Below are 18,050 nucleotides of genomic sequence, written 5' to 3'. Positions count from 1 at the left end.
ATGTGGGGAAAACTCTTAACCGCCGTTTTAACGACATTCGCCGGTAAAGTCGTCGCCGCCCTCGGCGTGTCGTTCGTGTCCTATGTCGGGCTGAACGAACTTCAAGGCTATTTACTTTCTAGCGTACAGCAGCAAATAGGAGGCATTCCCGAAGTTGCATTGCAACTAGCCTATATCGCAGGTATAGGCGTATGCCTTAATTGGATTTTCGGTACATTTGCGTTTATCGCTTCACTTAAAGCAGTTTCCAAACTGTCGGCATCAATGACGAAAGGATAATAATGCTATATTTGATAACAGGCGTACCCGGTTCGGGCAAGACCCTAAAGATGATTTCAGATCTTATGACAAGGGAAGACCTCAAGAATCGCCCCCTTTATCTTGATGGCATTCCCGAAGTCAAAGAAGACGTAATACCGCATTTCCCGATACCCGAAGGGGAGAGCATGAAGACGTGGTACAAGTGGGCGCCTACAGGCGCAATACTTGTGATTGACGAATGCCAGCGCATATTCCGCCCACGTCCAAGCGGTTCAAAAGTACCCGATTACGTTGCAGAGCTTGAAACACACAGGCACATGGGCATAGACATCTTCCTGCTGACACAGCATCCGCGCCTGATAGACGTAAACGTAAGAACCTTGATCGAGCATCATTACCATATTAGTAAAACTAATCTGGGCGTTCGCCGAATGGTGGAATGGGAAGGATGCGGAGACCCTCAAAGTCGCCAGAGCATCGCCGATGGCGTGAAGAGCGTGTACACCTTGGACAAACGCGCGTTCGGCGTGTACAAATCCGCCGAAGAACACACCAAAATCAACACGCGGCTTTCAAGGGTTGTCTATATCTTCCCCGTCGTCCTCGCCGCAATAATCGGCGCAGGCTACTATCTGTACAGCAGTTGGCAGACCCCCGACAAGGCAATAAAAGCCGCGCCAGTGGCGCAGACTGCCGAAACGCTGCCGCCGCCATACGGCGGAGGAAGCGGGACGGCAGTCCAAGAGCCGCAAAGCAGCGCAGAGCCGCAGGGGGTCAAGACACAGGCGGATCAGGAGGCAGAGCGCAAAGCCGCCTATCTCACAGAGGACGACTACCGCCCCCGTATCGAAGGCAGACCCGAAACCGCCCCCATTTATGACGGCATGAACAAAGCCGTAAAAACCATGCCGTATCCCGTTGCATGTGTCAAATCAGAAAACCGCTGCACCTGCTACACGGAGCAGGCAACGCCGATAAAAGACATGAAAAAATCCCAATGTCTTGATTATGTTGAAAACGGCATATACAATCCGTACAAAGAAAGTAACCGATTAACAACAGAAACCACGACACCGAAGCCAGAAGCACCGCAGGGCGGCAAAGTTGCCGTAATGGGCGGCAAGCCGCAGCAGAATCTCATGTACGACAACTGGGAGGAACGCGGCAGGGCTTTTGAAGGCATAGGCGGCGGCGTGGTAGGAGGTGGGACATAATGGGAGCAGGCTTTTTACTCGGCATATGGGCAACCCGTTGCTACTATAAAAAAGGCGGTTGGGCAGGCGTGAAGAAGTATTTTATATTGCCCGTTTTGTTATTCCTACTTGTTGATTTTATTGCAATTTATTTTATAAACAAGTATTCTTAACCAACCTCTTAAAAAAACCGTTTCGCCCTAGTAACCTTTACCAAGGCAGGGGGAGGATGTCTGTAAAGAATCGTAAAGGCGGGTTTTTGCCTTTATGATTCTTTACGGATACCCCTTGCCGCCCCGCCAAAAGAACACACTCTGCCCGTGGGCAGGGTGATAGGCGCGCGCCTTTTGCGCCGTTCCCCCTGCCCGCGCGGCGTCGCAAGTGAGACTGGGGGTGCGGGGGCTAGTCCCCGCAAAGCCTTTCCGATTAAGCAACTTGAGCCACAGGCAGGCGAAGCAGCGCACTTTGCGAGCGAAGCCGCAAACAGCCGAGAAGCGCGGGGGGGGATTGGCGATAAGCGCGAGGGGGGTGTCCCCACAGCGCCGCCGCGCCGCGAATGCGGCGCAAATCTATGAGCTTCAAGCAGCCAGTGTTCAAAACAGCAACCGTTCACTGACTGCTTGGCGTTTGACGAAACCCCAAGCAAAACCCCCGAACCCGAATAAACCCGCCGATGTCCGAGCATGTCGCGCAGATTGGGACGGGGGTTTATCGCATTTGAAGTTTGAACACTATCAAGGGACAAGAGCCCGAAACATAAGGTAAAACACAATGCACTTAGGTATAGACGTATCAAAGAACACCCTAGACTGCTGTCTGATTTCAGACGGCATTTTTTATGAACGCAAGTTTAAGAACGACAGCGTAGGCATAGACAAGCTGCAAACGTGGCTTGACGAACAAGGCGCAGACCACACCCTGCACTGCTGTTGCGAAGCAACAGGCACATATTACGAAGAATCGGCAAAAGCCCTTGCCCGTCGTTACAAAATGAGTGTTGTCAATCCCCGTACTGTCAAAGGATTTGGCACGGCGGTAATGAACCGCAGCAAGACCGACAGACAGGACGCAAAGCTGATAGCCCGATACTGCCAAGCCATGAAACCCGAACAATGGCAGCCGTTCACACCCGAACACAGACAATTGCAGGAGCTTGTCCGATACATCGCCCGAACCAAACGGCAGAGAGCCGCAGAGCAGACTAAGCGGCAGACCGCCCCCGATTACCTGAAACCCCACATACAAAGTACCATTGAACACCTCACAGAACTGTTGAACCGCCTTGAACAAGACCTCAAAGCGTACTACCGCAGCCATCCCGAACAGGACAGCCGCAGAAAGCGGCTGAAGACCATAGACGGCATAGGCGAAAGCGCCGCCGCAGTGCTCTGTGCAGTCATCACAGAACGCTTTACCCACGCAAAACAACTAACTGCCTATCTAGGGCTAGACCCCAAACAGCACCAATCGGGGACGAGCGTCAACGGCAGAACGCGCATATCGAAGATAGGCAAGTCCGACATACGGGCAGCATTGTATATGCCTGCCCTTGTAGCCTACCGCATGGGCGCATTTCCCGACTTTACCGCAAGGCTGGAAGCCAAGGGCAAGCCGCCCAAAGTCATCATCGTAGCCATCATGCGTAAACTTGCCGTCATCGCGTTTCATCTGCTGAAAAACGGCGAAGAATTCGACAGAAGCCGATACAGGAAGATATAGAGAAACAAGAAACCGTTGATTGTGGTTCGGGGGCGCGGATGCCCGATTACCGCCCTTGCGAAGCAAGGTGCGAGCGGCGTTAAGCCGCGTGTGAGGGCACCGCCCCCCGCGCCCCCGAACCGTTGGATAAAAGAAGCCTTGACGGAAAAAAAGAGTAAGCACTGCACCGCAGGGCGGGACTTCTTGCACCTTTAAAAAATGTAAAGTTTATTGACGAAGCAATACACTATCTGCGCGGGAATGACGAAGCCATCCGCACGGAAACCTGCACCACGTCATTCCCACGAACCTACATCTCGTCATTCCCACGAAAGTGGGAATCTAGTTCGTTGAGTTTCAGTTATTTAGAATAAATTTTGAAACTTTAATCCCGTCATTCCCGCGAAAGTGGGAATCTAGTTCGTTGAGTTTCAGTTATTTAGAATAAATTTTGAAACTTTAATCCCGTCATTCCCGCGAAAGCGGGAATCTAGGACGTAAAATCTAAAGAAACCGTTTTATCCGATAAGTTTCCGTGCCGACAGGGCTGGATTCCCGCCTGCGCGGGAATGACGGTATTTCAGTTTTCTGTTTTTGATTTTTTTTTTGTTTTTACAGGAATGACGGTCTTTTCATATCGAAAAAAGTTGCCGTACCGCGCCGATAATTTCCGCCTGCGCGGAATGAAGATTCAAGCGTTGCCCGAAATTCAAAAAAAAAACCAAAACCGAACGGATCGGATTCCCGTTTTTATGGGATAACGGAATGTTCAGCCGGACACCGCCACGATGCCTCCTGCCAGCTTATTTGCCGATACAAAACCTCGAAAAAATCACGCCGAGCAGGTCGTCCGCCGTAAACTCGCCCGTGATTTCGCCGCACGCGACCTGAGCCAGCCGCAAGTGTTCGGCAAACAGCTCGATTTGATGGTTGCCGCACAATGCCGCCAGCGACAATTCTTCCTGCGCCGCTTTGAGTGCGTTGACGTGCCGCGTCCGCGCCAAAAACAGCCCTTCGCTTTCGCCCTGCCAACCGGCCTCGCGCAACAGCGTCCGTTTCAGCGCGTCCAAGCCGTCGCCGGTTTTCGCCGACAGCGCGATGACGGTTTCCGCGCCCGTACCGAACCCGCCTGCCGCGTGTGCGTGCAAATCCGACTTGCTGTGGATTTCGATGCGTTTCAACTCCGACGGCAGCGCGTCCAAAATCGCCCGTGTCTTGTCGTTCACGCCTTCGCGCGGATCGACCAACACCAGCGCGACATCGGCTTCGGATACGGCTTTGCGGCTGCGTTCGATGCCGATGCGTTCGACCACGTCGTCCGTCTCGCGCAAACCTGCCGTATCGACAATATGCACCGGAACGCCATCAATCAGGATACGTTCCCTGACCGCGTCGCGCGTCGTTCCGGCAATATCGGTAACAATCGCCACTTCGTCGCCCGCCAGCGCGTTCAGCAGGCTCGACTTGCCCACATTCGGCGCGCCGACCAATACGACATTCAGACCTTCGCGCAAAATCGCGCCCTGCTGCGCGTTGGCAAGCACATCATCCACGGCGCGGCGCAAGCCGTCCAATTTGCCGCGTGCGTCCGCCGCTTCGAGAAAATCGATGTCTTCCTCGGGAAAATCCAGCGTCGCTTCGACCAGCATCCGCAAGGTAATCAAATCTTCGACCAGACCGTGTATCCGCCGCGAAAAATCGCCCTTGAGCGAGCGCAACGCCAGACGCGCCGCCGAACGGCTGGATGCGTCAATCAAATCCGCCACGCCTTCCGCCTGTGCCAAGTCCAGTTTGTCGTTCAAAAACGCACGTTTGGTAAACTCGCCTGGTTCGGCAAGGCGCGCGCCCAGTTCCAAACAGCGGTTCAGCAGCATATCCATCACTACCGGCCCGCCGTGTCCCTGAAGCTCGATGACATCTTCGCCCGTAAAACTTGCCGGTGCGGCAAAAAACAGCAAAAGCCCGCTGTCGATTGCCTGTCCGTCCGCGTCCGTAAAATCAGCATAGGTTGCCACGCGCGGCTTGGGCGTTTTACCGCACAAAGCCTCTGCCATCGGCAGCAGGTTTTTCCCCGATATGCGTATCACGCCCACGCCGCCGCGCCCTGGTGCGGTGGCGACTGCCGCAATCGTTGGAACGTTATCCGACATAAAACCCCCGAAAATTCAAAACAGCCGCGATTATAGCAAATGCCGTCTGAAGTCCGACGGTTCGGCTTTCAGACGGCATTTTTTACGGTCGCTTGGAAGATGTCGGAACGGACGTAGTTTGGGCAGGTGTGAAACCCGCCGCTACAGTGCGTTTCTGTCGTATCGAATGCCCTCGCGGCATGGGTGTTCTTATCTGAACTTGCTTTAAGCTCAAAGCGTTTTGGCTTCTTCGCCGAACACTTCCCGCCACAATTTCCTGACATTGCCGTAGTGGGACAGCAATTCGTCGCTTACTTCGGTTTTTTCCGCGTCGCGCAATTTGGTGTTGTGCTGTTGCTGGCGATAGAAGCGGTAGGCGGTGCGGCTTTGTTCGGCGAGGGTTTTGTCGATGAGGCCGCAGTCGGCGGCGATGTTCAAGAGAGCAATGTTACCGTAGTTGTCTAAGAGTTGCGGATACTGGCGGGCATGGGCAAGGATGAGGTATTGGACGATAAATTCGACGTCGACCACGCCGCCGCGCGCGTATTTGACGTTGCTGTCGACCGGCGGATGGGTGGGGAACATTTTTTCGCGCATTTCGATGATTTCGCCTGCTAAAACGGTTGGGTCGCGCTCGGCAGTCAGCATTTCGGTGCGGATGCGGTCGAAGGCCGTCTGAATTTCAGGTGTGCCGCAGATGAAGCGGGCGCGGGTGAGGGACTGGTGTTCCCATGTCCAGGCGTTTTCGCGCTGGTATTTTTCAAAGGCGGCGATGCTGTGGGCGAGGAAACCTGCGTCGCCGTTGGGGCGCAGGCGCAGGTCGGTTTCGTAGAGGCTGCCTGCGCCGGTGGCGGCGGAAAGCCAGTTGGTCAAGCGACGGGCGAGGCGGCTGTACACGTCGCCTGAATCGGGATGCGGGTCGTCATAAAGATAGACCAAGTCGAGGTCGGAGGAATAGCTGAGCTCTTTACCGCCCAGTTTGCCGTAGCCGATGATGGCAAATTGCGGCGTGTCGCGGTGTTTTTTGGGCATATCCGCCCACGCGCACGACACGGCGGCGGCGAGGATGGTGTCGGCGAGGGTGGAGAGTTGGTCGGAAAGGGATTCTACCGTCCACAGTCCGGCGAGGTCTTGGACGGCGAGGCGGAAGACTTGGGCGTGCTGGAAGCGGCGCAGGGTGTCCATTTGCGCTTCGGTGTCGCCGCCGCAGGCTTTGAGGTCGTCTGAAAGGGCGGCGGCGAGGGCTTGCCAGTCGAATGCGGTATCCAAAAGCTGCGCGCTGATGAGTTCGTCCAGCAGAATCGGATATTTGCTCAGATACGCCGCCACCCATGAGCTTTGGCTCATAATCTCTGCCAGTTGCGCCAAGGTTTGCGGATGTTCGTTGAGGAAGGCGAGATAGGCGGATCGGCGGCTGATGTTTTCGAGGAAGTCAAACAGCCGCATCAACGTATCGGTCGGGTTGGGTTGCTCTGCCGCCGCCTGTACGAACAGCGGCACAATCGCGTCAAAACGCGGCTGGGCGTGTGCGGAAAGGTGGCGGTATTTATGACCGTTTCGGATTTGGTCGAGCCTTGCGGCGACGGCTTCAGCATCGAACCCGTGCGCCTTCAGACGGCATTGCCGCCCTTCTTCGTCGGGCTTATCCTGCCAAACCCACTGCCATTCGCTGTTGCTTTGCGTTTGTTCTTCGGGTTCGCTCAAGATTTCGTTGAACAACTGATTGACTTTGTTACGATGAACGTTGAGGTCGTCTAAAAAAGCGGCGTAGCTGTCGAAACCCATACTTTCGGCGAGCAGTTGCTGCTGTTCGGGCGAGGAGGGCAGGGTTTGGGTTTGCTGGTCGTCCCAGTATTGCAGGCGGTGTTCGACGTCGCGCAGGAAGCGGTAGGCGGCGAGCAGGGTTTCGACGTTTTCAGACGGCATCATCCCGGTTTCGGCAAGTTTCTTCAGCGTTTCCTGCGTGCCTTTCAGTTGCAGCGCGCGCATTTGTCCGCCGCGTATCATTTGGAAAATTTGGGCGATAAATTCGACTTCGCGGATGCCGCCCGCGCCGAGTTTGATGTTGTCCGCCATGCCTTTTTTACTGACTTCGCTGCGGATTTGGCGATGCAGGTTGCGCATCGCCTCATACGCGCTGTAATCCAGATATTTGCGGAACACGAAAGGGCGTACCAGCGATTTGATGTCGTTCGGATACGGCGTAACCACGCGGCCTTTGCACCACGCGTAGCGTTCCCATTCGCGCCCTTGCGTAATCAGATATTGCTCCAGCGCGGTTTCACTCAACACCAGTGCGCCCGAATCGCCGTCCGGCCGCAGCCGCATATCGACGCGGAACACCTGCCCGTCGGCGGTAATGTCGTTCAGCAGCGAAATCAGTTTCTGCCCGACTTTGGTGAAAAACTCCTGATTGCCCCGTTCGCGCCTGCCGTCAGTATCGCCCGATTCGGGATAGATAAAAATCAAATCGATGTCGGAAGACACGTTCAACTCATAGCCGCCCGCCTTGCCCATCGCCACCACGCTCAAATGCTGCGGCGATTTGGTATAACGCCCGATCGGCGTGCCGTACATGTCCCGATAATAGGCATAGGCAAAATCCAGTGCGGTATTGACGGCAAAATCGGCAAACAGCGTAATCGTGCGGGTTACTTCGTTCAAATCGCTGATGCGGTTTATATCGCGCACGATAATCTGCGACACGACATAACGGCGCAACTCGCGCAATTGCCGCGCCAATTCTTCCTCGTTTTCTTCCGTGCGGATTCTGTCCCAATCGGCAAAGGCTTGGAAATCCGCTTCGGTCAACACCTTGTCCAGCATGGGCAGGAAGATTTCGGGCTTGAGTTTGCCGTTGTCGAGCTGGCGGGTAAGGAACAGGGAATGGCGGCGGGCGGTGTCGAGGCGGTTGTCGGACATTTCGGATTCCGTTTGGAAGGATGACGGGAATGTTAGAGTGGCTTAACTTTAAATCAGGACAAAGCGAAGCCGTACCGGTTTAAAGTCAAGCCACTATATCATAGCAACCTTCGATGCCGTCTGAAACCTTGCCCCGATATTCGGACGGATGCCTACCGATAAAAAACAGCGGCAAATGCCGCTGCCCTCGTTTAGCCTTTGCCACGTTCTTTCAGAACTTTGCGGGCAATGGCTTTTTCTTGTGCCGTATTACCAAAAAAAACCTTCGCTTTTTACGACACGGCGTAATTTTTCACTGGATTCCTGCTGATATTCGTTCTGCAATTTACGGCTTTTTTCGTTAAATCGCTTTACGCCTTCTCCTGCTTCTTTTGCCAAATTTGCCGCGCTACCCCAAAAACCCATAATCATGTCCTCCAATCGTTTCAAATAAATAAGGTCGTTGTTTCTGTCAAGGAACAACAACAGTTTATAAACTGTCGGAAAACAAAATGCCGTCTGAAGACAGATTCTGACTTTCAGACGGCATTTCAAAACAGATTAAGCGTTCAGCAGGCTTTCATCCAAAGCCAAATCGCCGTTTCGGTTAACCGCCACTTTGCGCGCCAACACGTTTTGCGCGATTTGCTGCGCTTCGGCAAGCGAGTGCATTTGATAAGTGCCGCATTGGTATTCGTTCAACTCGGGGATTTTGCTTTGGTCTTTGACATTGACGACATCCCGCATCGAGGCGAGCCATGCATCGGCGACCTGCTGTTCGGAAGGCGTGCCAATAAGGCTCATGTAGAAACCGGTACGGCAGCCCATCGGGGAAATGTCGATGATTTCCACGCCGTTTCCGTTTAAGTGGTCGCGCATAAAGCCTGCGAACAAATGCTCCAGCGTGTGGATGCCTTTTTCGGGCAGGATTTCTTTGTTGGGAACGCAAAAACGCAGGTCAAACACGGTAATGGTGTCGCCTTTGGGCGTGGTCATGGTTTTCGCCACGCGTACGGCGGGGGCGTGCATACGGGTGTGATCGACTTTGAAACTGTCTAGTAAGGGCATTTGGGTATCCTTTTGAGTGGTTTATGTAGGTTTTCGGGATAGGATTTTGTCCAGCAATTCATCGCACAAGACGCGGTTTCCGACTTTCACCCATTCGCCGCCTGCTTCAGGGAAGCCGTTGCGGCAATATCCTGCCTGTTCGACAAAATCATAGACGGCATGGATGTAGCCGTTGATGCACAATGCGGCTATGGTGCAGGCATCATCCCATAAAATCAAGACATGATTGGGGATATGTTTGTCGGATACATCTTCGACATTGTAGATGTGCAAGGCATCTAAAATCCCGTCTTGCGAAGCGGCATAGAAGTAGCCCGTGTCGCCGTCGTCTTCAAAGACGACGCCATAAGGGATATGTTTGGAAAATGATTCTAAAACTTTAGGCGTGCCGACAGTAAAGTCTTTGATTTCGGAAGTCAGATATAGCGGTAATTGTGCCATTGGGGAACGCTCTCTTTGTGGGAATACTCAAATTATATAGTGGATTAACTTTAAACCAGTACGGCGTTGCCTCGCCTTGCCGTACTATCTGTACTGTCTGCGGCTTCGTCGCCTTGTCCTGATTTAAATTTAATCCACTACAATTCGGCAATTTCCACCGCTTCGCCCGAAGCCGCGCTCAGGGCTTCGTTTAAAACATCATAAAAATTGCGTCCGTCTCGCGTTGCCAGCCATTTGCCGTTTTGCTCGGCGAAATGGTAGCCGCCGCTTTTTGCGGCAATCCACAATTCTTGGTTGGGCGTGTGGCGGTTGACGATAATTTGCGTGCCGTCTCCGGCTTCGATGGTCAGGACGTTTCCGGCAAACCGGCAGTCGAAATCCCAGCCGTTTTCGTCGATTTGGTCTTCGATGTGTTCAAATAATGCTTCGCTCGCGCGGATAAACTCGCTTTCGGTCATCATAGCTTTTTGCGTGTTTTTTGTTTAAGATGCCGAATCTTGCCACATTCGCGCTTATGAAGGAAGTTTACCGATGAAATACGGCGTATTTTTTGCGGCGGCAACCGCCCTCCTGCTTTCCGCCTGCGGTTACAAAGGCGACCTCTACCTGCCCAAAGAAGGCGATACGGCGCGTTTCGGCGCAATCCAAACCGGTTTGCAGCTTCAAGGCAAACCGCAATCCGCCCAACCAACCCAAAAATGAAAACGAAAATATGACCCTGTTTTGCGAACAAGTCCCCTACCCCCGCCTTGCCGAAGAATTCGGCACGCCGCTTTATGTGTACAGCCAATCCGCGCTGACCGAAGCATTTGAACACTACCAAACTGCCTTTGCCGAGCTTTCCCCGCTCGTCTGCTATGCGGTTAAAGCCAATGGCAATCTGAGCATCATCAAACACTTTGCTTCTCTGGGCAGCGGTTTCGACATCGTCTCCGGCGGCGAATTGGCACGCGTTTTGGCGGCAGGCGGCGATGCGGCAAAAACCATATTTTCAGGCGTGGGTAAGAGTGAAGCAGAAATTGAGTTTGCGCTGAATGCGGGCGTGAAATGCTTCAATATGGAAAGCATCCCCGAAATCGACCGCATTCAAAAGGTTGCCTCGCGTTTGGGCAAAACCGCGCCCGTCTCCCTGCGCGTCAACCCCAATGTCGATGCCAAAACCCATCCCTACATCTCCACAGGTCTGAAAGCCAACAAATTCGGCATCGCCTACGCCGACGCGCTCGAAGCCTACCGCCACGCCGCACAACAGCCCAATTTGAAAATCATCGGCATCGACTGCCACATCGGTTCGCAACTGACCGACTTAAGCCCGCTGGTCGAAGCCTGCGAACGCATTTTGATTTTGGTTGACGCGCTTGCCGCCGAAGGCATTGTGTTGGAACACTTGGACTTAGGCGGCGGCGTCGGCATTGTTTACCAAGACGAAAATGTGCCTAATTTGGGCGCGTATGCCCAAGCGGTTCAAAAACTGATCGGCACACGCCGTCTGAAACTCATTCTTGAGCCCGGCCGCAGTTTGGTGGGCAACGCAGGTGCATTGCTGACACGCGTCGAGTTTGTCAAACACGGCGAAGAGAAAAACTTTGTGATGGTCGATGCGGCGATGAACGATTTGATGCGCCCCGCCCTATATGATGCCTATCATCACATCGAAGCGGTAGAACCAAAAAACATCGCGCCGCTGACTGCCAACATCGTCGGCCCGATTTGCGAAACCGGCGACTTCCTCGGCAAAGACCGCACCATTGCCTGCGAAGAAGGCGATTTGCTGCTTATCCGCAGCGCGGGCGCATACGGTGCCAGCATGGCGAGCAATTACAACGCGCGCAACCGTGCGGCGGAGGTGTTGGTTGACGGCGGCGGATACAAACTCATCCGCCGGCGCGAAACCTTGGAACAACAAATGGCAAACGAACTCGCCTGCCTGTAAGCCGAACATCAAAATGCCGTCTGAAGCCTTCAGACGGCATTGCTCGTTTAAAGTTACATCTTAGAACCGCATCGGCGGAATATTCAAACACAGCCTGTTTTCAAATGACGACGCAACAAATCCCCGTCTCGCCCGGCTGACGAAGGGAATTGTTGAAAAAAATTACGCGCCCCTTTTATGGGGTGCAATATCTAAGGAATTGAAATGAAGCACGCCCCGATTATCCTCCTGCTTGCCGCTTTGTCTGCCCTCCTTTCGGCGGGCTGCACCGCCCTTCCCTCCGACCGGCCGCCGCTTCACACCCTGCCGAAAAGCGCGCCCATCCAACCCGCCAACCCATACAGCCGGCCGCCTTCAGGCACGCCGGACGGCGCGTACAGCATCCGTTCTTCAAACGGGCGCGTCTTGAAAAGCATCGTCAAAAACGGCGTGTTCGACCGCTTTGTCGATATTTACCATCCAAACGGCAAACTGCATTCGCACACGCCGGTTGAAAACGGCGTGGCGCAAGGTTGGTCGCAAGGCTATACCGAACAGGGCATATTGCGGACGCGCATCCTGTACCGGGACGGGCATATCGTCCGAGCGCAAACTTTGGATGCGTCGGGCAAGGTGGAACGCGAATGGCAGCCGTAAAACAAATGCCGTCTGAACAGTTCAGGCGGCATTTTTAACGCTCTAAAGGCTTACTCGTTCGGCAACCTTAATAGGGAAAGCAGCAGCCCGCCCCAAATCACCGCGATGGCGGCAACCATCATCACAATGGCGGAAGTACTCATTTTTCTTCTCCTTGTTCATGTTCGTGTTCGTCTTTAACATTAAAATCCTGACCGTGTTTCCAAGGCAGCAGCGACAGCAGCAGCCCGATTACGACCAGTGCCGCCGACATCCCCCAGCCGAAAATATTGAGGAAACCATCCGGATAGTCGCCGTAGTTTTTCTCCAACAATCCGGCGGTGTCCTGATACAGCATATAGCCGAGCATCACGACGGTAAACACGACGCAGACCGTCCACAAGCCGCCGACACGGATGGAAGACAAGGCGTTCAAGTGCTTGCGTAATTCCGTCAGCCTGCCGCTGATGATGATGGCGGCAACATAAACAAAACCGGCGGCAACAATGCCGTAAGTATTGACGAATTTGTCCAACACGTCCAAAACGGGAACGCCCGTAGTCGTACCGAACAGCAGGGTGGAAACGATGCCCATCGGAATGCAGACAAGCAGCGTGGCGTTGACGCGGCCGATGTTCAGCTTGTCCTGAATGGCGGCGATGATGACTTCGAGGATGGAAATCATCGAAGTGATGCCCGCAAACACCAGCGAACCGAAAAACAATATGCCGATCAGCCAACCCATCGGTGCTTGGTTGATAATGGTCGGAAAGGCGATAAATGCCAAACCGATACCGCTGGAGGCGACCTCATTAACCGCCTGCCCGTTTGCCTGCGCCATAAAGCCCAGTGCGGCAAACACGCCGATACCGGAGAGCAGCTCAAAGCTGCTGTTGGCAAAGCCGACCACCAGCCCCGTTCCGCCCAAGTCGGTTTTTTTCTTCAAATAAGAAGAATAGGTAACCATAATGCCGAAACAGATGGAAAGCGAGAAGAAAATCTGCCCGTATGCGGCAACCCAGACCTTGGGGTCGGAGAGCTTCGACCAGTCGGGCGTAAACAGCGCGTCCAACCCCTTTGCCGCGCCCGGCAGCGTCAGCGAAATGCCGACCATAATCAAAAACATCACCAAAAGCAGCGGCATAAAGAACGACGATGCGCCCGCTACGCCCTTTTGCACACCCAAAGCCATAATGACGGAAGTGAAAATCCACACGCCGATCAGCGGACCGACAACTTTGCCGACAAAATCCAAGCCCAACGCGTCCGCACCCGCCATTTGCAGGAAGTCTTTAAAGAAGAAATCCTGCGGATTCGCACCCCAGGCGGCATCGAACGAATAATAGGCATAGCTTGCCGACCAGCCGATAATCACCGCGTAATAGATGCAGATGACGATATTGGTCATCACGTTCCACCAGCCGACCGGCTCGAACCAGCGTCCGAGGCGGCGGAAAGCCAAGGGCGCAGAACCCCGGTAACGGTGGCCGATGGCATAATCGAGCAGCAAAAGCGGAATACCCGCCGTCAGAAGCGCGACCAGATAGGGCAGGATGAATGCGCCGCCGCCGTTGTCGAAAGCAATGTAGGGAAACCGCCAGATGTTGCCCAAGCCGACGGCGGACCCGATGGCGGCAACCATAAACGCGCGGCGGCTGTTGAATGTGGCGCGTTCTTTCGTTTTGGAATCAGACACGTTGATACCTCTTGAGTTATTTATTAAAAACAAGCCGTTATAGGCGAAATATATAGAAACAGCGTCTGACAGGGATAATGTCTTCTGAAAAAACAAACCGGCTTGTGGCCGATTGTTTACAATCTATGTGCTTATCGTAAAAAAATTTAACGCCGATGGCAAGCAGTGAAGGCTTGAAAACGAAAAATTTTTTATCCAGATACAAAAACCACTCCATAAGAAACAACCGCAAACTTCCCCGTCATTCCCGCAAAAACAGAAAAACAAAAACAGAAACCTAAAGTCCCGTCATTCCCGCGCAGGCGGGAATCCAGACCCCCAACGCGGCAGGAATCTATCGGAAATAACCGAAACCGGACGAACCTAGATTCCCGCTTTCGCGGGAATGACGGCGGAAAGGTTGCTGTTTTTCCGATAAATTTCTATGGTGGAATATTAAATTTCCGATAAATTCCTACAATATTTAAATTCGTCATCCCCACAAAAACAGAAAAACAAAAACCTAAAGTCCCGTCATTCCCGCGCAGGCGGGAATCTAGACCCCCAACGCGGCAGGAATCTATCAGAAATAACCGAAACCGGACGAACCTAGATTCCCGCTTTCGCGGGAATGACGGCGGAGAGGTTGCTGTTTTTCCGATAAATTTCTATGGTGGAATATTAAATTTCCGATAAATTCCTACAATATTTAAATTCGTCATTCCCGCAAAAACAGAAAAACAAAACCAGAAACCTAAAGTCCCGTCATTCCCGCGCAAGCGGGAATCCAGACCTCCAACGCGGCAGGAATCTATCAGAAATAACCGAAACCGGACAAACCTAGATTCCCGCTTTTGCGGGAATGACGGTGGAGAGATTGCTGTTTTTCCGATAAATTTCTATGGTGGAATATTAAATTTCCGATACATTCCTACAATATTTAAATTCGTCATTCCCGCAAAAACAGAAAAACAAAAACAGAAAAACAAAAACAAAAACCTAAAGTCCCGTCATTCCCGCGCAGGCGGGAATCCAGACCCCCAACACGGCAGAAATCTATCGGAAATAACCGAAACCGGACGAACCTAGATTCCCGCTTTCGCGGGAATGACGGCGGAAAGGTTGCTGTTTTTCCGATAAATTCCTGCCGCCCTTCGTTTTTGGGATGGCGGGAAATCATAGTGGATTAACAAAAATCAGGACAAGGCGACGAAGCCGCAGACAGTACAAATAGTACGGAACCGATTCACTTGGTGCTTCAGCACCTTAGAGAATCGTTCTCTTTGAGCTAAGGCGAGGTAACGCCGTACCGGTTTTTGTTAATCCACTATAAAACAAAAGCGTGCGTATCAAAAAACAACAATGCAAAGAACGGCGTTGGCAATTTTAAGGTTTGCACCTTAGCCGCACTTATTCGCAAAAAAAAAAACCGCACGGCGTTGACCGTGCGGTTTGTTGTCTGAAGGCTTCAGACGGCATTGCTTACATCATGCCGCCCATACCGCCCATTCCCCCCATATCGGGCACAGCCGGTTTGTCTTCGGGGATTTCGGCAATCATGCAGTCTGTGGTCAGCATCAGGCCGGCGATAGACGCGGCGTGTTGCAGCGCGGAACGGGTTACTTTGGCGGGGTCGAGTACGCCCATTTCGATCATGTCGCCGTATTCGCCGCTGCCAGCGTTGTAACCATAGTTGCCTTTGCCTTCCAACACTTTGTTCACGACTACGCTAGGCTCGCCGCCTGCGTTGGCAACGATTTGGCGCAGCGGAGACTCAACGGCGCGCAAGACGATTTGTACGCCTGCGTCTTGGTCGGCATTGCCGGTGTGCAGGTTTTCCAAAGCGGCACGGGCGCGCAACAGGGCGACACCGCCGCCTGCAACCACGCCTTCTTCAACGGCTGCGCGGGTAGCGTGCAACGCGTCTTCCACGCGGTCTTTTTTCTCTTTCATTTCGACTTCGGTAGCAGCACCGACTTTGATCACTGCCACGCCGCCTGCCAGTTTGGCAACGCGCTCTTGCAGTTTTTCTTTGTCGTAATCGCTGGTTGCGGTTTCGATTTGTTGGCGGATTTCGGCAACACGCGCTTCGATTTGGGCTGCGTCGCCGAAGCCGTCGATGATGGTGGTGTTTTCTTTACCGATTTCGATGCGTTTGGCTTGACCCAAGTCGTCCAAAGTCGCTTTTTCCAGAGACAAGCCGACTTCTTCAGAAATCACCACGCCGCCGGTCAGGATGGCGATGTCTTGCAGCATCGCTTTGCGGCGGTCGCCGAAGCCCGGAGCTTTCACGGCAACGGTTTTCAGAATACCGCGGATGTTGTTCACCACCAAAGTCGCCAAGGCTTCGCCTTCTACGTCTTCAGCGATAATCAACAGCGGACGGCTGGCTTTGGCCACTTGTTCCAAAACAGGCAGCAGGTCGCGGATGTTGCTGATTTTTTTGTCGAACAGCAAAACAAACGGATTGTCCAGCGCAGCGATTTGTTTTTCCGCGTCGTTGATGAAGTAAGGAGACAAGTAGCCGCGGTCAAACTGCATACCTTCAACTACGTCCAGCTCGTTTTCCAAAGATTTGCCGTCTTCAACGGTAATCACGCCTTCTTTGCCGACTTTTTCCATCGCTTCGGCGATAATCGCGCCGACTTGTTCGTCGGAGTTGGCGGAAATCGAGCCGACTTGGGCGATTTCTTTGGAAGTGTCGCAAGGTTTGGCGATGTTTTTCAGCTCGTCAACCAAAGCGGCAACGGCTTTGTCGATACCGCGTTTCAGGTCGGTCGGGTTCATACCGGCGGTAACGTATTTCATACCTTCGGCAACGATGGATTGCGCCAGTACGGTGGCGGTAGTCGTACCGTCGCCCGCCACGTCGTTGGTTTTGGACGCGACTTCTTTCACCATTTGCGCGCCCATATTTTCAAACTTGTCTTTCAGTTCGATTTCTTTGGCGACGGTTACGCCGTCTTTAGTGATGTGCGGGCCGCCGAATGCGCGGTCAACCACTACGTTGCGGCCTTTAGGACCCAAGGTTACGCGGACGGCGTTTGCTAGAGTGTTCACGCCGCTGACCATTTTTTGGCGGACTTCATTGCCGAATTGTACGTCTTTTGCTGCCATTTAAATTCTCCAAATCAATATTAAAAATCTGTTCGAGGCCGTCTGAAAACTTCATGTTTGATTCAGACGGCCTTTGGTTCTGAAACTTAATTCAACAATTATTCAACGATACCGAAGATGTCTTCTTCACGCATTACCAACAGCTCTTCGCCGTCGGCTTTTACGGTTTGGCCGCTGTATTTGCCGAAGATGATTTTGTCGCCGACTTTGACATCCAGCGGACGGCGCTCGCCGTCTTTACCGATTTTGCCCGCGCCCACGGCGATGACTTCGCCCATATCGGGTTTTTCGGCGGCCGCGCCCGGCAAAACGATGCCAGAGGCGGTTTTCTCTTCAGCTTCCAAGCGTTTGACGACGACGCGGTCGTGTAAAGGACGGATGGTCATATTTATGCTCCGATAAATGGTTTGAAAACAATCATCTGCCCGAACGGTTCGGACAGATTGAAGTGGAAACCGGGCTGCCGCCTGCCGGCCCGCCCGTATAAGTCGGCAAAATTAGGGTGTGTGCGGGCAAATTCAAGTGAGGCGGAAAAAAATTTATTTCCGCCGTTTTTTATAGTGGACTAACAAAAACCAGTACAGCATTGCCTCGCCTTAGCTCAAAGAGAACGATTCTCTAAGGTGCTCAAGCACCAAGTGAATCGGTTCCGTACTATTTGTACTGTCTGCGGCTTCGTCGCCTTGTCCTGATTTCCGTTCGTTTTCGGTTATTCCCGATAAATTACCACCGTTTCTCGTCATTTCTTTAACCCTTCGTCATTCCCGCGCAGGCGGGAATCCAGTCTGTTCGGTTTCGGTTTTTTCCGATAGATTCCTGCCGCGTTAGGGGTTCTAGATTCCCGCTTTCGCGGGAATGACGCGGAAAGGTTGCTTTTCGTCATTCCCGCATTTGTTAATCCACTATATTTCCGCCGTTTTTTACATTTCCGACAAAACCTGTCAACAAAAAACAACACAATGCAAATGAAAACGATAATCAGCTTTGCAAAAATCCCCCCCCCCCCTGTTAATATAAAA

General features: G+C 53.0%; 17 protein-coding genes. 6 read left to right on the top strand and 11 right to left on the bottom strand.

The annotated features are described in order from the left end of the window. From Q3O06_RS10795 to Q3O06_RS10785, 3 genes are all read left to right on the top strand, one after another. Positions 1–279 (top strand): DUF2523 family protein, encoded by a 279-nt coding sequence (locus Q3O06_RS10795; RefSeq protein ID WP_002248570.1) that lies wholly within the window; start codon positions 1–3, stop codon positions 277–279. Between the two features lie 2 nt (positions 280–281). Further along, on the top strand, positions 282–1,475 hold the full coding sequence (locus tag Q3O06_RS10790) for a zonular occludens toxin domain-containing protein (protein ID WP_301818867.1): 1,194 nt from the start codon (positions 282–284) through the stop codon (positions 1,473–1,475). A 750-nt stretch (positions 1,476–2,225) separates the two neighbouring features. Next, positions 2,226–3,173: an IS110 family RNA-guided transposase gene (locus Q3O06_RS10785; RefSeq protein WP_301818866.1), complete on the top strand. Its 948-nt coding sequence runs from the start codon at positions 2,226–2,228 to the stop codon at positions 3,171–3,173. Between the two features lie 782 nt (positions 3,174–3,955). Here the strand turns inward: Q3O06_RS10785 and mnmE are convergent. The 6 genes from mnmE to cyaY all read right to left on the bottom strand — a co-directional run bounded on the left by mnmE (position 3,956) and on the right by cyaY (position 10,152). Next, complete coding sequence (mnmE, locus tag Q3O06_RS10780) at positions 3,956–5,302, bottom strand: tRNA uridine-5-carboxymethylaminomethyl(34) synthesis GTPase MnmE (RefSeq protein WP_301818865.1); 1,347 nt, start codon at positions 5,300–5,302, stop codon at positions 3,956–3,958. Between the two features lie 210 nt (positions 5,303–5,512). Next, positions 5,513–8,203, bottom strand: a complete 2,691-nt coding sequence (gene glnE / locus Q3O06_RS10775) for a bifunctional [glutamate--ammonia ligase]-adenylyl-L-tyrosine phosphorylase/[glutamate--ammonia-ligase] adenylyltransferase (RefSeq protein ID WP_301818863.1) — start codon at positions 8,201–8,203, stop codon at positions 5,513–5,515. Between the two features lie 249 nt (positions 8,204–8,452). Beyond that, positions 8,453–8,608 carry a hypothetical protein gene (locus Q3O06_RS10770; protein WP_301818862.1) on the bottom strand — a complete coding sequence of 52 codons (156 nt, stop codon included), beginning with the start codon at positions 8,606–8,608 and terminating at the stop codon, positions 8,453–8,455. Between the two features lie 135 nt (positions 8,609–8,743). Continuing rightward, positions 8,744–9,250 (bottom strand): S-ribosylhomocysteine lyase, encoded by a 507-nt coding sequence (gene luxS, locus Q3O06_RS10765; RefSeq protein ID WP_301818861.1) that lies wholly within the window; start codon positions 9,248–9,250, stop codon positions 8,744–8,746. Positions 9,251–9,271: 21 nt separating this feature from the next. Next, positions 9,272–9,691: a DUF2251 domain-containing protein gene (locus tag Q3O06_RS10760; protein ID WP_301818860.1), complete on the bottom strand. Its 420-nt coding sequence runs from the start codon at positions 9,689–9,691 to the stop codon at positions 9,272–9,274. Positions 9,692–9,828: 137 nt separating this feature from the next. Then, complete coding sequence (gene cyaY / locus Q3O06_RS10750; RefSeq protein WP_301818859.1) at positions 9,829–10,152, bottom strand: iron donor protein CyaY; 324 nt, start codon at positions 10,150–10,152, stop codon at positions 9,829–9,831. 70 nt (positions 10,153–10,222) lie between these two features. Here cyaY and lptM point away from each other — a divergent pair, with 70 nt between their 5' ends. The 3 genes from lptM (at position 10,223) to Q3O06_RS10735 (ending at position 12,260) form a co-directional block, all read left to right on the top strand. Beyond that, entirely contained in the window at positions 10,223–10,393 is a 171-nt protein-coding gene (lptM, locus tag Q3O06_RS10745) for an LPS translocon maturation chaperone LptM (protein WP_301668441.1), read from the top strand. Positions 10,394–10,403: 10 nt separating this feature from the next. Then, positions 10,404–11,624, top strand: coding sequence for a diaminopimelate decarboxylase (gene lysA, locus Q3O06_RS10740; protein WP_301818858.1), 1,221 nt, complete (start codon positions 10,404–10,406; stop codon positions 11,622–11,624). A 204-nt stretch (positions 11,625–11,828) separates the two neighbouring features. After that, a complete protein-coding gene (locus tag Q3O06_RS10735) occupies positions 11,829–12,260 on the top strand; it encodes a toxin-antitoxin system YwqK family antitoxin (protein ID WP_301818857.1) in 432 nt (143 codons plus the stop codon). A gap of 50 nt (positions 12,261–12,310) precedes the next feature. Here the strand turns inward: Q3O06_RS10735 and Q3O06_RS10730 are convergent, their stop codons facing one another. The 5 genes from Q3O06_RS10730 to Q3O06_RS10710 form a co-directional block, all read right to left on the bottom strand. Then, the gene (locus tag Q3O06_RS10730) at positions 12,311–12,403 is read right to left on the bottom strand and encodes a methionine/alanine import family NSS transporter small subunit (RefSeq protein ID WP_301818856.1); all 93 of its coding nucleotides are present in this window, start codon (positions 12,401–12,403) and stop codon (positions 12,311–12,313) included. Then, complete coding sequence (locus tag Q3O06_RS10725; RefSeq protein ID WP_301818854.1) at positions 12,400–13,935, bottom strand: sodium-dependent transporter; 1,536 nt, start codon at positions 13,933–13,935, stop codon at positions 12,400–12,402. The genes Q3O06_RS10730 and Q3O06_RS10725 overlap by 4 nt, the downstream gene beginning before the upstream one ends. A gap of 1,461 nt (positions 13,936–15,396) precedes the next feature. After that, positions 15,397–17,031: a chaperonin GroEL gene (gene groL, locus Q3O06_RS10720; protein WP_301818853.1), complete on the bottom strand. Its 1,635-nt coding sequence runs from the start codon at positions 17,029–17,031 to the stop codon at positions 15,397–15,399. Between the two features lie 98 nt (positions 17,032–17,129). Beyond that, the gene (groES, locus tag Q3O06_RS10715) at positions 17,130–17,417 is read right to left on the bottom strand and encodes a co-chaperone GroES (RefSeq protein ID WP_016687158.1); all 288 of its coding nucleotides are present in this window, start codon (positions 17,415–17,417) and stop codon (positions 17,130–17,132) included. A gap of 353 nt (positions 17,418–17,770) precedes the next feature. Next, a partial coding sequence (locus tag Q3O06_RS10710; RefSeq protein ID WP_301818852.1) for a hypothetical protein occupies positions 17,771–18,050 on the bottom strand: 280 nt, incomplete at its 5' end.

This window comes from Neisseria maigaei, assembly GCF_958267405.1.
GTDB classification, from domain to species: Bacteria; Pseudomonadota; Gammaproteobacteria; order Burkholderiales; family Neisseriaceae; genus Neisseria; species Neisseria bergeri.
This window is presented reverse-complemented; position numbering and strand designations above follow the sequence as displayed.